11 protein-coding genes are annotated in these 13,233 nt (G+C 72.4%); 4 read left to right on the top strand and 7 right to left on the bottom strand.

What is annotated here, in order from left to right:
* Nucleotides 1-2: 2 nt before the first annotated feature.
* Nucleotides 3-1,175, bottom strand: a complete 1,173-nt coding sequence (locus ACSIH6_RS11765) for a glutamate--cysteine ligase (protein WP_435108283.1) — start codon at nt 1,173-1,175, stop codon at nt 3-5.
* A gap of 182 nt (nt 1,176-1,357) precedes the next feature.
* Nucleotides 1,358-2,482 carry a YihY/virulence factor BrkB family protein gene (locus ACSIH6_RS11760; protein WP_435108282.1) on the bottom strand — a complete coding sequence of 375 codons (1,125 nt, stop codon included), beginning with the start codon at nt 2,480-2,482 and terminating at the stop codon, nt 1,358-1,360.
* A gap of 231 nt (nt 2,483-2,713) precedes the next feature.
* Here ACSIH6_RS11760 and ACSIH6_RS11755 point away from each other — a divergent pair, with 231 nt between their 5' ends.
* Both ACSIH6_RS11755 and ACSIH6_RS11750 read left to right on the top strand, forming a co-directional pair.
* The gene (locus ACSIH6_RS11755; RefSeq protein WP_435108281.1) at nt 2,714-3,835 is read left to right on the top strand and encodes a galactokinase family protein; all 1,122 of its coding nucleotides are present in this window, start codon (nt 2,714-2,716) and stop codon (nt 3,833-3,835) included.
* Between the two features lie 254 nt (nt 3,836-4,089).
* Nucleotides 4,090-5,385, top strand: a complete 1,296-nt coding sequence (locus ACSIH6_RS11750) for an LCP family protein (RefSeq protein WP_435108280.1) — start codon at nt 4,090-4,092, stop codon at nt 5,383-5,385.
* A gap of 566 nt (nt 5,386-5,951) precedes the next feature.
* On the opposite strand, the gene ACSIH6_RS11745 is transcribed toward ACSIH6_RS11750, so the two are convergent.
* Together ACSIH6_RS11745 and ACSIH6_RS11740 are read right to left on the bottom strand one after the other, a co-directional pair.
* Nucleotides 5,952-7,169: an NADP-dependent isocitrate dehydrogenase gene (locus tag ACSIH6_RS11745; RefSeq protein ID WP_017564068.1), complete on the bottom strand. Its 1,218-nt coding sequence runs from the start codon at nt 7,167-7,169 to the stop codon at nt 5,952-5,954.
* A 183-nt stretch (nt 7,170-7,352) separates the two neighbouring features.
* Nucleotides 7,353-7,841, bottom strand: a complete 489-nt coding sequence (locus ACSIH6_RS11740) for a DUF3017 domain-containing protein (RefSeq protein WP_435108279.1) — start codon at nt 7,839-7,841, stop codon at nt 7,353-7,355.
* 526 nt (nt 7,842-8,367) lie between these two features.
* Here ACSIH6_RS11740 and ACSIH6_RS11735 point away from each other — a divergent pair.
* On the top strand, nt 8,368-8,973 hold the full coding sequence (locus ACSIH6_RS11735) for an FHA domain-containing protein (protein WP_435108278.1): 606 nt from the start codon (nt 8,368-8,370) through the stop codon (nt 8,971-8,973).
* Nucleotides 8,974-9,110: 137 nt separating this feature from the next.
* Here ACSIH6_RS11735 and ACSIH6_RS11730 read toward each other — a convergent pair whose 3' ends face one another.
* From ACSIH6_RS11730 to purN, 3 genes are read right to left on the bottom strand one after another with little or no spacing between them, the layout of a single operon-like run.
* A complete protein-coding gene (locus ACSIH6_RS11730; RefSeq protein WP_435108277.1) occupies nt 9,111-9,968 on the bottom strand; it encodes a bifunctional methylenetetrahydrofolate dehydrogenase/methenyltetrahydrofolate cyclohydrolase in 858 nt (285 codons plus the stop codon).
* Between the two features lie 16 nt (nt 9,969-9,984).
* Nucleotides 9,985-11,553 carry a bifunctional phosphoribosylaminoimidazolecarboxamide formyltransferase/IMP cyclohydrolase gene (gene purH / locus ACSIH6_RS11725; RefSeq protein ID WP_435108276.1) on the bottom strand — a complete coding sequence of 523 codons (1,569 nt, stop codon included), beginning with the start codon at nt 11,551-11,553 and terminating at the stop codon, nt 9,985-9,987.
* Nucleotides 11,550-12,185 carry a phosphoribosylglycinamide formyltransferase gene (purN, locus tag ACSIH6_RS11720; RefSeq protein ID WP_435108341.1) on the bottom strand — a complete coding sequence of 212 codons (636 nt, stop codon included), beginning with the start codon at nt 12,183-12,185 and terminating at the stop codon, nt 11,550-11,552. Before purN ends, purH begins: the two co-directional genes overlap by 4 nt.
* Nucleotides 12,186-12,682: 497 nt before the next feature.
* On the opposite strand from purN, the gene ACSIH6_RS11715 reads away from it, so the two are divergent.
* Nucleotides 12,683-13,075, top strand: a complete 393-nt coding sequence (locus ACSIH6_RS11715) for a DUF4190 domain-containing protein (RefSeq protein WP_435108275.1) — start codon at nt 12,683-12,685, stop codon at nt 13,073-13,075.
* Nucleotides 13,076-13,233 lie beyond the last annotated feature (158 nt).

Here is a 13,233-nt window from a genome sequence, read left to right as displayed (position 1 = left end):
TCTCAGCGCGTACCGGCTCCGTCGCCGGCACCGACCCTTGCGCGGGTGGGAGGACCGCCCTGGAGCTCGGCGGCGAGCATGTCCACGACGTCGTCGAGGGATCCACCCCCGGCGATGACCGCGCGCTGACGTTCGTAGGAGGCGCCCTTGTCCAGGATCTCGGAGATCAGGTCCAGGTCCTCGGCGCAACCCAGGCGGGTCGCGACCGGTTTCAGCTCGCGGACCAGCTCGTACAGGTCGTCGCGGAGCGGAACCGTGGTTCCGCGCGCGTCCGTGATGACACGAGCGTCGAGTCCGTAGCGGGTGGCACGCCACTTGTTGTCCTTCACCACCCAGGACGGCGGGTTGGGCAGACCGTACCCGCGGTCGAGCTGGTGATCGAACAGCTCCACCAGGCTCTGAGAGAGCGCGGCGGCCATTCCCACCTCGCGCAGGGTGGGAATACCGTCGAACATCCGGATCTCGATGGTGCCGAAATCAGGGTGCGGACGGATGTCCCACCACACTTCCTTGATAGAGGCGATGGTACCTGCCCGGAGAAGCGTTTCGAGGTATTCCTCGAAAGCCGCCCAGTGCGGAAGGTTCGGCGGCGGCCCCGCGGTGGGCAGCGTGCCGAAGATGACGGACCGGGAGGAGGCCAGACCGGTGTCCTGTCCGCCCCAGAACGGGCTGGACGCGCTCAGGGCGAGGAAGTGCGGCAGGTAGCGCGTCAGGGCGTTGACCATGGGGATGGCCTTGTCCCTGTCGCGCACGCCGACGTGGACGTGGACGCCGCACGTCAGGATGCGCCGGACCAGCCACTGCATCTGCTCGACCAGCTCGCCGTAGCGCTTGCCGGGGCTGAGCTCCTGGTCGCGCCAGTCGTCGATGGGATGGGTTCCCGAGCAGGTCAGCGTGGTCCCCCAGGGCGTGAGGACCTCCCGCATGCGGTCGAGGTTGCGGCCCAGGTCCCCCCTGGCCTCCTCGACCGTCTCGCAGATCCCGGTCACGACCTCCACCTGGGACTGCATGAGCTCGTGGCGCAGCGGCGGGGCGGAGTCGGAGCTGAGCTCGGGGAGTTCGGCGAGGAGCTTGGGCGCCTCCTGCCTCAGGTGCCGACTGCGCCGGTCGACGAGCTGGAGTTCCCACTCCACTCCGATCGTCGCGCGTTCGGACGAGTTGAATGCGATTCCCATCTGCCCTCCGAAGGGGGTGTTTGCCGACCGTCTCCGACCGTCGCGCCGTCGCGCCCCGGAGAACCGGTCAACCGGGACAGAGGAGGACTACCCCCCACGCACCGCACGCATACGGGACAATCGCCTCGCGTAATGCGAATTCCATGGAAAGAATTTCTGTTTCGGCCGCGCCGCCGGAACGCCTATCCGCGGCCGCCGACGCGGCGGCGCAGCGCCCACGCCGCGGTGCCCGCGGCGGCCGCCGCCCCCAGCAGGGACAACACCCCGGCCAGCGCGCGCCGGGCCCGGCCGCGCTCGGCCGCCTCCCGCGCCGACACCCGCGCCGACACCCCCGGAACCCGGTCCGGGCGGGTCCAGTCCATGCCGTACTCCTCCGGCAGGGGCAGGGAACCGGTGTAGGGCGGCGGCATCGGCAGCCACGTGGCCGTCCACGCCGCGCTGAACATCACCAGGCGCATCACGAGGTTGATCCACACCAGCAGTCCCACCAGGACGGCGAAGGACGCGTAGACGGGGTTGCTGAGCGTCCCGGCCAGCAGCACCGCCGCCGCGGCCTTGAGGACCTCGAACCCGACCGCGCCCAGCAGGGCGCCCCGCCACATCATCCGCGTGGGCCGCCCGCTGCCCGACAGCAGCGCGAACGCCAGCAAGAAGATCGCCATGTTGGCGCCGATCGCGATGGCCAGGGCCAGGGCGCGCAGGGACAGGTTGGCCAGGAGGGAGCCGTCCAGGCCCACCAGCCCGAGGAGCCACTGCGTGGCGGTCTGGGCGACGCTGGTGAAGGCCACCGCGAGCAGCAGCGCCGTGCCCAGGCCCAGCATGACCAGCAGGTCGACCAGCTTGCGCAGGAGGAGGTTGGGGCCCTCCTTGAGGTTCTTCAGCCAGATGGAGTGCAGTGCCTCGCGCAGCGCCGACACCGCGTTCAGGCCCGCGTAGAGCAGACCGAGCGCGCCGATGACGCTGGCGCCCACGCGGGCCTGGGCGATCTCGTCGATGGGCAGTTCGCCGGACAGGCCCGGCAGGACGCCGTCCAGCGCCTGCTGGAGGTAGTCGCCCACCTCGACCTGCACGGCCGCGAGGTAGCCGACCGCGGCGAAGGCCAGCGCCAGCAGCGGGAAGAAGGACAGGAAGGCGAAGTAGGTGACCGCCCCGGCCAGCTGGTTGCCGTTGCGGTCGGCGTAGCGCTCGTAGGCCCGGACCAGGTGGTCGACGGCGGGCCTGCGCCGCCGCAGCTCCCAGTACGTGTCCATGCCCAGGTTCCGGTAGTGCCTGCCGGTGTCCCTGGCCCGGTCCAGCGCTGCGGCCACGCGGCCTCCCTCTCCGTCTCCCGTGTCACCCGTGTCCTACCCCGCGTGGCTCCGTGGTCACCGGTGGCCCGCAACCGTAGCGGTGCCGCGCTTCCCCGTGAAGCCTCCGCGCCGGGTTCGGCGGCGAGGACCCCCGTAACGGGACGAAGCGCTTCACCGGGGGTGATCACGGACACGTCCGGGCCTTGGGCAGACTTGGGGGCGAAAATCCATCCGGAGAAGGGGGCCTCGGTGGGGAGCGCGGGGGCGCGGCTGCGTGCCGTGTTGGGTGTGCGGTCGGCGGGTCCTCGGGGGACGTGGCCCGAGGAGGCGCCGGACGCCGACGCACTGGTCAGGAACTTCGAGACGCGGTTCGGGACCCCGCCCGAGGGCGTGTGGCACGCGCCCGGGCGCCTGGCGGTCATGGGCGAGCACACCGCGGCCAGCGCGGGGGTCGGGCTATACGCCGCCCTGCCCTGGGGCGTGACGGCCGCCGTGGGCCCCGCGCCGGACCGGGGCGTGCACGTGGCCGCGCCGAACGGCCCGCTGCGCGCCCGGGAGGCGGCGGCGCGGGCGGTGGCCGGGGCCGTGGCCGACGCGCGCCGGACGGGCGTCCTGAGCGGTGACACGGGAGTCCGCGCGGTGCTGGGCTCGGACCTGCCCGAACACGCCTCCCTGGGTTACGCGGCCGCCGTGGGCGCGGCGGTGGCGCTGGCCCTGTCCGACCTGGGCGGCGGACCGCCGCCCGAGGGCGCCACCGCCGACCAGCGGGTGGCCCTGGCGGCCCGCCCCGGGTGCGCGGTCCGGGTGAACCTGAGGACCCTGCGCACCACCGTGCTGCCGTTCGACCTCGCCGAGGCCGGGCTGCGGCTCGTGGTGGCGGACACCGGCGCCCTGCCCCGGCGCGACCTGCGCGCGGCCCGCTCCGCCGAGCTGGAGCGCGCGCAGCGGACGCTCGGGCCGCTGCGCGCCGTCCAGGATCTGTCCGGGGCGTTGGAGAGCCTGCCGGACCCCGTGCTGCGCCGCAGGGTCGAGTACGCGGTGACCGAGGTGCACCGGCTCAACGCGGCCGTGGGGCTGCTGCGCGCCGGGCGCTTCGGGGAGATCGGGCCGGTCCTGTCCGCCTCCCACCTGTCCCTGCGCCGCTTCGGACTGCCCACTCCGGAGGTGGAGCTGGCCGCGGAGACCGCCGCCCGGGCCGGGGCGCGCGGGGTGCGGATGTCCGGCTGGGCCGGGACCGTGCTGGCCCTGGCCGCCCGGGAGCGCGTGGAGGGGATCGGCGAGGCGCTGGCCCGGGAGTTCCGCGCCGACGGACGGGTCCCTCCGCGCGTGCGCGCCGCCGTGCCCTCCGCGGGCGCCCACCGACTGCGCTGATCCGGCCGGACCGGGCACCGGCCGGGAACGTCGCTGGCGTAACACAAGGGGTCTGAGCTGCGGCGCTGGAAGCGGACCGGTCCGACGGGCGCGGGGCCCCGGGTACCGTGCGGAGGCGATCGCGCGGACGGCCCCTCCGGGATCCCGGAGACCGAACCGGGACATCACGCCGAACCCCGCTACCCTTTTCGCGATCACACAGGGTGGAAGTAAGCGACGAGGCGATCCACGACGCTGAGCAGATGGGCGATGCGATGGCTGACCGACGGAACCGGGACGACCCCGGTCGCACCGGCGAGCACGACAGACCGGGCGTGTTCCGGCGCGGCGGGACCCCTGGCAGGCCGGACGAGTTCGAGAAGCTCTACCGTCCGCGCGAGTCCGAGCAGAGGGTGGTCGGCGAGACGCGTCGCCTCCCGCCCGCCGAGGACGTGCCCCCGGTGCGGCCGAGGCGGCCCCAAAAGCCTCAGCAGTCCCAGAGGTCCCGGCGCACCCACAGCGCCGGGCGCGTCTACGACGGCCGCGGCATCGAGCGCAGGCGCAAGGAGCGCAAGCGCAGACTGGCCACCACCATCACGGTGACCGTGCTGGCCCTGGTCCTGGTCCTGCCCCTGGCCTTCGTCGGCGGGTTCTACGTGTACGCGAACTCGCGGCTGGAGCGGGTGGAGGCCCTGCTGGACTACGAGGGCCGCCCGGACGGGCAGCCCGGCACGACCTACATGATCGTCGGCTCCGACAGCCGTCAGGGCCTGTCCGAGGAGCAGATGGACGAGATGGCCACCGGCTACGCCGAGGGCCGCCGGACCGACACCATCATGGTGCTCTACATCCCCGACGACGGCGACCCCGTCATCGTCAGCGTCCCCCGCGACTCCTACGTCCCCCTCGCCGTCCCCGGCTACGCCGACAACAAGATCAACACCGCCTTCGCCGACACCGTGTGCGGCACGAACGACGCGGGCGAGGAGGTCTGCGGCGGCCCCGCCCCCCTCGTGGAGACCTTCGAGCGCGCCTCAGGCGTGCACATCGACCACTACGTGGAGATCGGCATGGGCGGCTTCGTCGACATCGTGGACGCGGTCGGCGGCGTCGAACTGTGCCCCGAGGAGGCCATGGTCGACCCCAAGGCCGGGCTGGACATCGAGGCGGGCTGCCAGATGATGGACGGCGGCACCGCCCTGGGCTACGTGCGCACCCGCGCCACGCCGCGCGCCGACCTGGACCGCATCGCCCGCCAGCGCGAGTTCTTCTCGGCGCTGGTCCAGACGGCCAGCGCGCCCTCCACCCTGTTCAACCCCTTCGAGTCCGTCCCGCTGGTGCTCGCGGGCACCGACACCTTCATGGTGGACGAGGGCGACGACCTGCGGCACCTGGGCAGCATGCTCCTGGCGATGCGCGGCGGTACGCAGACCACCGCGATCCCCGTGGGCCAGACCCCCACGCTGGACGGGGTCGGCTCGGTGGTGGTCTGGGACGAGGTCCGCTCCGAGGAGATGTTCGGCGCCATGCGTGCCGGGGATCCGATCCCCGAGAGCGCCTTCCAGGAGTAGGCCGGACGCCGGACCGCCGCGGGCCAGGGGAGAGCAGGCGGTCCGGGGAAAGGCGAAGGGCCCGTCGCCGAAGCGACGGGCCCTTCTTCGTGACGTTCCGTACTGTGCGCGCCTACCCCCCAGCGGGCGCACGGCCGGCACGTCGGTCATAGTGGCAGAGGAGCCGAAACCCGCTCTGGCCTGCCGGTTCTCACCGGCATGTCTCCACAATAGGTCAAAGCTCGCTTAAGGTGCGAATCCTGTGCACGTGGCCTATGTCGCACCCTCGGGCCTCTGCGGTGATCCGGCGTCGCCATCCTCCCACCGCGGACACGCGTATGTACGCCGAACACGGGAAACACGCCGGGAAACTTTGGCCGACCGCGGGCCCAGAACCCCGCGAACACCGCGTTTGCGACAACCGGACCCGCTCGAAAGCGGGTTGCGCCCCGCCCCGGACACGGCGACGCCCGGCCGCCCCTCGGGGGCGACCGGGCGTGACCGAGATCTCACCCGGACGGTCGGGATCAGGACCGTCCGGGCCCCACCCGGCCCCGCGCACCGCCGCACGGGCGGAGCGCAGGGACTCAGGCCAGGCGCTTGGCGAGGTTCTCGTCCAGAGCGGCGAGGAACTGCTCGGTGGTCAGGAACTCCTGGTCGCCGCCGACGAGAAGCGCGAGGTCCTTGGTCATCTGGCCGCCCTCGACGGTCTTGATGACGACGTCCTCCAGGGTGTTGGCGAACTCGACGACCTTGGGGGTGTTGTCGAGCTTGCCCCGGTGCTCCAGGCCGCGGGTCCACGCGAAGATGGAGGCGATCGGGTTGGTGGAGGTGGGCTTGCCCTGCTGGTGCTGGCGGTAGTGGCGGGTCACCGTGCCGTGGGCGGCCTCGGCCTCGACCGTGCGGCCGTCCGCGGTGCGCAGGACGGAGGTCATCAGGCCGAGGGAGCCGAAGCCCTGGGCGACGGTGTCGGACTGCACGTCACCGTCGTAGTTCTTGCAGGCCCAGACGTAGCCGCCCTCCCACTTGAGCGCGGCGGCGACCATGTCGTCGATGAGGCGGTGCTCGTAGGTCAGGCCCGCGGAGTCGAAGCGGTCCTTGAACTCGCTCTCGAAGACCTCCTGGAACACGTCCTTGAACATGCCGTCGTAGGCCTTGAGGATCGTGTTCTTGGTGGACATGTAGACCGGGTAGTTGCGGTCCAGGCCGTAGTTCAGGCTCGCGCGCGCGAAGTCCTCGATGGACTTGCGGAAGTTGTACATGCCCATCGCGACGCCGCCCGCCTCGGGGAAGTTCGCGATGTCGAACTCGACCGGCTCGCTGCCGTCGGCCGGGGTGTAGGTCATGGTGACCGTGCCGGGGCCGGGCACCTTGAAGTCGGTGGCCTTGTACTGGTCGCCGTGGGCGTGGCGGCCGATGATGATCGGCTTGGTCCAGCCCGGGACCAGGCGGGGCACGTTCTCGCAGATGATGGGCTCGCGGAAGACGACGCCGCCGAGGATGTTGCGGATGGTGCCGTTGGGCGACCGCCACATCTTCTTGAGGCCGAACTCCTCGACCCGGGCCTCGTCCGGGGTGATGGTGGCGCACTTGACGCCGACGCCGTGCTCCTTGATGGCGTTGGCGGCGTCGACGGTGATCTGGTCGTCGGTGCGGTCGCGCTCCTCGATGCCCAGGTCGTAGTACTTCAGGTCGACGTCGAGGTAGGGGAGGATCAGACGGTCCTTGATGAAGGACCAGATGATCCTGGTCATCTCGTCGCCGTCGAGCTCGACTACGGGGTTCTCGACCTTGATCTTGGCCATGGCTGTGTGGCTGTCCCTTCAGTCTTCGCTGCCGCCTCGTGCGTCGCGGACCCGCGTCCGGCTCGTGGCCGGAGGCCGGTCCGCGCACCCGGCGGTCCACCGGTCCCGCCCGGGGTCCGTGCTCCCCGGGGAGGCGGTGGCTTCTCGGTGTCGCGGTATCTCGACGTCAAGCTTATTCGACGCCTAGGCGGACAGTTGCGGCGCCACCCATGCCAGCACGATCAGCAGGACCGCCAGGGTGGTCAGGGTGAGCAGGTCGATCCACCGGCGGCGCACGGCGAGCATGCCGACCCAGTCCCGGGGCAGGAGCACCCGGAAGGTCGCCGCCAGCAGCAGCGCGCCCGCGATGATCGCCGGGCCGCGCTTGAAGTAGGCCGCGGCCACGACCACGATCCCCGCCGCGAGCGCCGACATGACCAGGAAGTAGGGCACCTGCGAGAGCCAGTACGGCGCCTCGGGCCCCTCCTCCCCGGCGGTCCGCCCGCGCGCGACCTCCCCGGAGTCCGCTCCGGAGTCCCGTCCGGAGCCGCCGGGCTCCGGCCCGTCGGGGCCGCCCCCGTCCGGTGGGCCCCCCGCGGGAACCCGCCCGCCGCGGGCCGCCTCGCCGGGTGCCCTCGCACCGGGCGCACCCTCGTCCGCGTCCGCCAAATCCGCCTGCCCCGCCTTGTCCACCGCGTCCCGACCCGTTCGGTTACGAATGTGCTTGGCCGCCTCGCGGCTCGTTCACGGTCTTCTCCCGGGGAACTGGCACGGACCGGCCATCCGTCGAGGACTGGCTGTCCGAAAACCGAACACCGCTCCGGAGGCTCACGTCCGTGAGGGTTTCGGCGGCGCCGCGCGGGAAGCGAGGCTTCCCGTCCGGGAGAGACAGCGCCCATTGTAGTGATCCGTATCGCCGACTCCTCAGGGCTCACGGAAACGGACTCGCCCCGGCCCCAACAGCCCGTGACCGTTTCCCGCTTCCGGTTCGGCCACAGAGCCGTATTTGCACGCCTTATCCGTCTAACTCCGGAGTAAGCGCGTAGAACGCTTACCGCCCGGGTAACCAAGGTGGAGATGAGTGCACCGGTGAGCGAGGACCACCCCCATGAAGCCCACTCCACGCGTAGACCGAACCGTCACCCCCCGACAACCTCCCCTCCACCACCGTCGGCCGCACCCCCACCGGCAGCGCCACCCCAGTCCGGGAGGAACCACCGTGGACGGGCCCTACCTCCGCGTCGAAGAGACCGGGGACATACGCCAGCTCGCCGGTGAGGTCACCACGGTCGGCCGCGGGGAGGGCGCCGACATCCGGCTGAACGATCCGAGCGTCTCCCAGCTGCACGCCGAACTGGTCCGCCGCGGCCCCTACGTCTACGTGGTGGACCTGGGCCTGTCGCGCAACGGGACACGTGTGAACGGCCGCCCCATCGCCCGCCGGGTTCTGGAGGAGGGCGACGTGGTGAGCTTCGGCACCGCGCGCTGCCGGGTCGGCGGGCTCCCCAAGGAGCAGATCAGCCCCGACATCGAGCTGCGCCGCGGTGCCGCCCCCGAGCTCACCCGCCGGGAGCTGGACGTGCTGACCGCGCTGTGCCAGCCCGCGCTGTCGGAGGAGGCCTTCGTCGCCCCCGCCACCGCCCGGGACATCGCCGAGGCGCTGGTGGTCACCGAGGCGGCGGTCAAACAGCACCTGTTGCGGCTGTACCAGAAGTTCCGCATCCCCGAGGGGCAGAACCGCAGGACGCGGCTGGCCAACGAGGTCGTGGCGCTGGGCCTGGTGCGGCCGATGCCGATGGGCGGATCGGCCCGCAAGGCCAGTTGAGCGTTCCCGGCCCCGCCGGAGGGGTCCTCCGCCAACGGTCGGGTCGAGATCGGCTACTCGGCGTGAGCGGCTTCGGCCCGTGTGTGACGCCGGAGCCGTCCCGGGCCCCGCCTCGGACGGGGCCCGGAGAGGCGCGGCTAGAGGGCGGCGGCCTGCCGCTCGGCGGCCTCCACCACGTTCACCAGCAGCATCGCCCGGGTCATCGGGCCCACGCCGCCAGGGTTCGGGGACAGGTGCCCGGCCACCTCGGCCACGTCGGGGACGACGTCGCCGACCAGGCCCGACTCGGTGCGCGAGACGCCCACGTCCAGCACGGCGGCGCCCGGCTTCACCATGTCCTTGGTGATCAGCCCCGGCACACCGGCACCGGCGACGATGATGTCCGCGCGGCGCGTGTGCTCGGCCAGGTCCCGAGTGCCGGTGTGGCACAGGGTGACGGTGGCGTTCTCCGACCTGCGGGTCAGCAGCAGGCCGAGGGGGCGGCCCACGGTCACGCCGCGCCCGACCACGACCACCTCCGCGCCACGGATCGGCACGTCGTAGCGGGTGAGCAGCTCCACGATGCCGCGCGGGGTGCACGGCAGCGGCGCCTCCTGCATCAGCACCAGCCTGCCGAGGTTGGAGGGCTGGAGGCCGTCCGCGTCCTTGACCGGGTCGATCAGGCCCAGCACGCGGTTCTCGTCCAGGCCCCTCGGCAGCGGGAGCTGCACGATGTAGCCGGTGCAGGCCGGGTCGGCGTTGAGCTCGTGGACGGCCTGCTCCACCTGCTCCTGGGTGGCGTCGGCGGGCAGGTCGCGGCGGATGCTGGCGATGCCCACCTGCGCGCAGTCGCGGTGCTTGCCGCGCACGTAGGAGTGGCTGCCCGGGTCGTCGCCGACCAGGACGGTGCCCAGGCCGGGGGCGACGCCGCGGTCGTGCAGTTTCGCCACGCGCTCGGAGAGCTCCTCACGGATGGACTTCGCGACGGCCTTGCCGTCCAGAACGATCGCGCTCATGCGTGTGTCTCCTCGCTCAGTGGAAGAAGTGCCGGGTCCCGGTGAGGTACATGGTCACCCCGGCCGCCTTGGCCGCGGCCACGACCTCCTCGTCGCGGACCGAGCCGCCGGGCTGGACGACGGCGCGGACCCCCGCCTCGGTGAGGATCTCCAGGCCGTCGGGGAAGGGGAAGAAGGCGTCGCTGGCCGCCACGGACCCGGTCACCCTCTCGCCCGCGCGCGTGACCGCCAGGCGGGCGGAGTCCACGCGGTTGACCTGGCCCATGCCCACGCCCACGGTGGCGCCGCCGGAGGCCAGGAGGATGGCGTTGGACTTGACCGCGCGCACGGCCTTCCAGGCGAAGGCCAGGTCGGCCAGGGTGGCCTCGTCGGCGGGCTCGCCGGTGGCCAGGGTCCAGGTGGAGGGGTCGTCGCCGGGGGCGTCGATCGCGTCGCGCGACTGCACCAGCAGGCCGCCGCTGATCTGGCGGTGCTCCACGCCCGCGCCGGAGCCGGAGCCGTCCGCCACGAGCAGGCGGATGTTCTTCTTGCGGCTGAGGACTTCCACGGCCGCGGGCTCGAAGGCGGGGGCGACGACGACCTCGGTGAAGATCTCCGCGATCTGTCCGGCCAGCTCCTCGCCGACGGGGCGGTTGGTGGCGATGACGCCGCCGAAGGCCGACACCGGGTCGCAGGCGTGCGCCCTGCGGTGGGCCTCGGCGTTGTCGGCGCCGACGGCGATCCCGCACGGGTTGGCGTGCTTGATGATGGCCACGCACGGCTGGTCGAAGTCGTGGGCGGCGCGCAGCGCGGCGTCGGCGTCCACGTAGTTGTTGTAGGACATCGCCTTGCCGTGCAGCTGCTCGGCTCCGGCCAGGCCGGTCTCCGGGGCGCCCGCGACGGTGTACAGCGCCGCCTTCTGGTGCGGGTTCTCGCCGTAGCGCAGCACGTCCCTGCGGCTGTGGACGGTGCCCAGGAAGCCGGGCCAGCCCGACTCGGCGGCCTCCTCGTCGGGGGCGTAGTCGGCCGCGAACCACCCGGCGACGGCCGCGTCGTAGGCGGCGGTGTGCTGGAAGGCGAGTCCGGCCAGGCGCTTGCGCTGCTCCAGGGTGAAGCCGCCGTCGCGGACGGCCTCCAGGGCGGCGTCGTAGCTGCCCGGGTCGACCACGACCGCGACGCTGCCGTGGTTCTTGGCTGAGGCGCGCACCATGGCGGGGCCGCCGATGTCGATCTTCTCGATGCAGTCGGCCTCGGAGGCGCCGGAGGCGACGGTGTCCTGGAAGGGGTAGAGGTTGACCACGACCAGGTCGAAGGGGGCGATGCCCAGCTCCTTGATCCTGGCGACGTGCTCGGGGTTGTTCCGGTCGGCCAGGAGCCCGGCGTGCACGGAGGGGTGCAGCGTCTTGACGCGGCCCTCCATGATCTCGGGGAAGCCGGTGACGTCCTCCACGGGGGTGACGGGGATGTCGGCGGCGCGCAGCCGCGCGGCGGTGGAGCCGGTGGAGACGATCTCCACCCCGGCCTCGGCCAGGCCGATGCCCAGCTCCTCCAGACCGGTCTTGTCGTAGACGCTGATCAACGCACGCCTGATGGCCTGCTGGGTCACCGGTTCTCCTTCGTGTCGGTCGCGTCGGTGACGCGCTGCTCGGTGCGGCCGAACCGCACGTGCCTGCCGTCGATGGTCCAGCCCTCGCGGGCGAGCCTGCCGACCGTGTCGACCAGCATCGTCCGCTCCACGGACTTGATGCGCTCGTGGAGGCTGGCTTCGTCATCGCCCTCCTCGACGGGCACCGCCACCTGGTCGATGATCGGACCGGAGTCGACGCCCTCGTCGAGGAAGTGGATGGTGGTGCCGGTGACGCGGACACCGTGGGCGAGCGCGTCACGCACGGCGTGCGCGCCGGGGAAGGAGGGCAGGAGCGCGGGATGGATGTTGACCGCCGGGTGGCTGCCGATCACGGCGGGGCCGAGGATGCGCATGAAGCCCGCGGAGACCACCAGGTCGGGGCGGTGCTCGTGGATGCGCTCGGCCATGGCGGCGTTCCACCGCGAGCGGTCGGAGTAGTCGCGGAAGGGGACGACGAACGCGGGTACCCCGGCCTCCTCGGCCAGTTCGACGCCGCGGGTCCCCTCGCGGTCGGAGCCGACGGCGACGACGGTCGCCCCGTAGGCCGGGTCCCTGGCCGCGTCCAGCAGGGCGGCCATGTTGCTGCCCGTGCCCGATATGAGGACCACCACTCGCGCGGACAATGCTTCTCCCATTGTGTAGAGAACGGTGCGAGAGCCGCCTCCCGCCTCCGGGGGCGCCGGGGGACGGCGCAGCATCCGGATCTCGCGTACGCCGGTCCGGGGGTTCGGCGCGCGCGCCGGACCGCGCCACCCCGCCGCAGGCGCGGTGTGTGACGCACGCCAGCCCATGCCATCGCGCCGAAGGCAGGGTTTGCGGGTGACCCGATCGTCCTCCGCCGCGCGGCCCCTGGTGGGCGTCCGTGGACCGGAGGCGTCCGTTGAGGGTGGCGGCGGGTGACGTGCGGGCAGCGGGCGCGCCCGCTGGGCCCGCCCGCGATCACACCCTATCGGTCCAGGTAGCGTCTACCCACGGGGAGTGGGTGTTGGCCGGCCTGTGACGGGGGTCTCGGCGGCCCGCGGACCGGCGTGACCATGGACGACGGGTAGCCTCCGCGCAGCGGAGGCGACCACGGCGCCCCGAGAGGGGCGCGCATAAGGAGTGAACCTTGACCGACAACAGCCCGGAGCCCCGGACCGAGGGGCAGCCGCCCAGAGCCGAACGCGGCGGCCTGTGGGGCCTGTTCTTCGGGGCGGCCGGCCTGCTGCTGCCGCCCTACGGGGTCGTGCTGTCCGTGTTCGGTGTCGTGCAGGGCTTCCGGGCGAGGCGGGCCGCGCGGGCCAACCGCACCGAGGCGCCGGGCGCGCTGATGAGCGTGGTCGTGGGCGTGCTGGGGATCGTGATGTCGCTGGCGCTGTTCGCGGTGGCCGTGGTGTACCAGGAGCAGATGGCGCAGTACCGGAACTGCTCGGCCCTCGCGCACACGGTCTCCAGCCAGAACGAGTGCGACGAGGCGTGGGAGTCCTCCACCGGCCTTCCGCCCACGGTGGTCATCAGCTAGGGGACGTCCGGCCTCGGGGTCCGACCACCCCGGCGGCGCCTGAGGGGGCGGTGGGAGTGTCCCGCCGCCCCTTTCGCGTGTCCGGGGTCCTCCTCGGTCATGACGTGCTCTCCCGTTCCGGTCGCTTCCCGCATCGAGAAACGGCCGCTCGCCCATGC

The sequence above is a fragment of the Nocardiopsis synnemataformans genome, assembly GCF_965343085.1.
Lineage (GTDB): Bacteria > Actinomycetota > Actinomycetes > Streptosporangiales > Streptosporangiaceae > Nocardiopsis > Nocardiopsis alborubida.
Note: the sequence above shows the minus strand (reverse complement) of the source record. Positions and strands in the feature narration are given on the sequence as shown.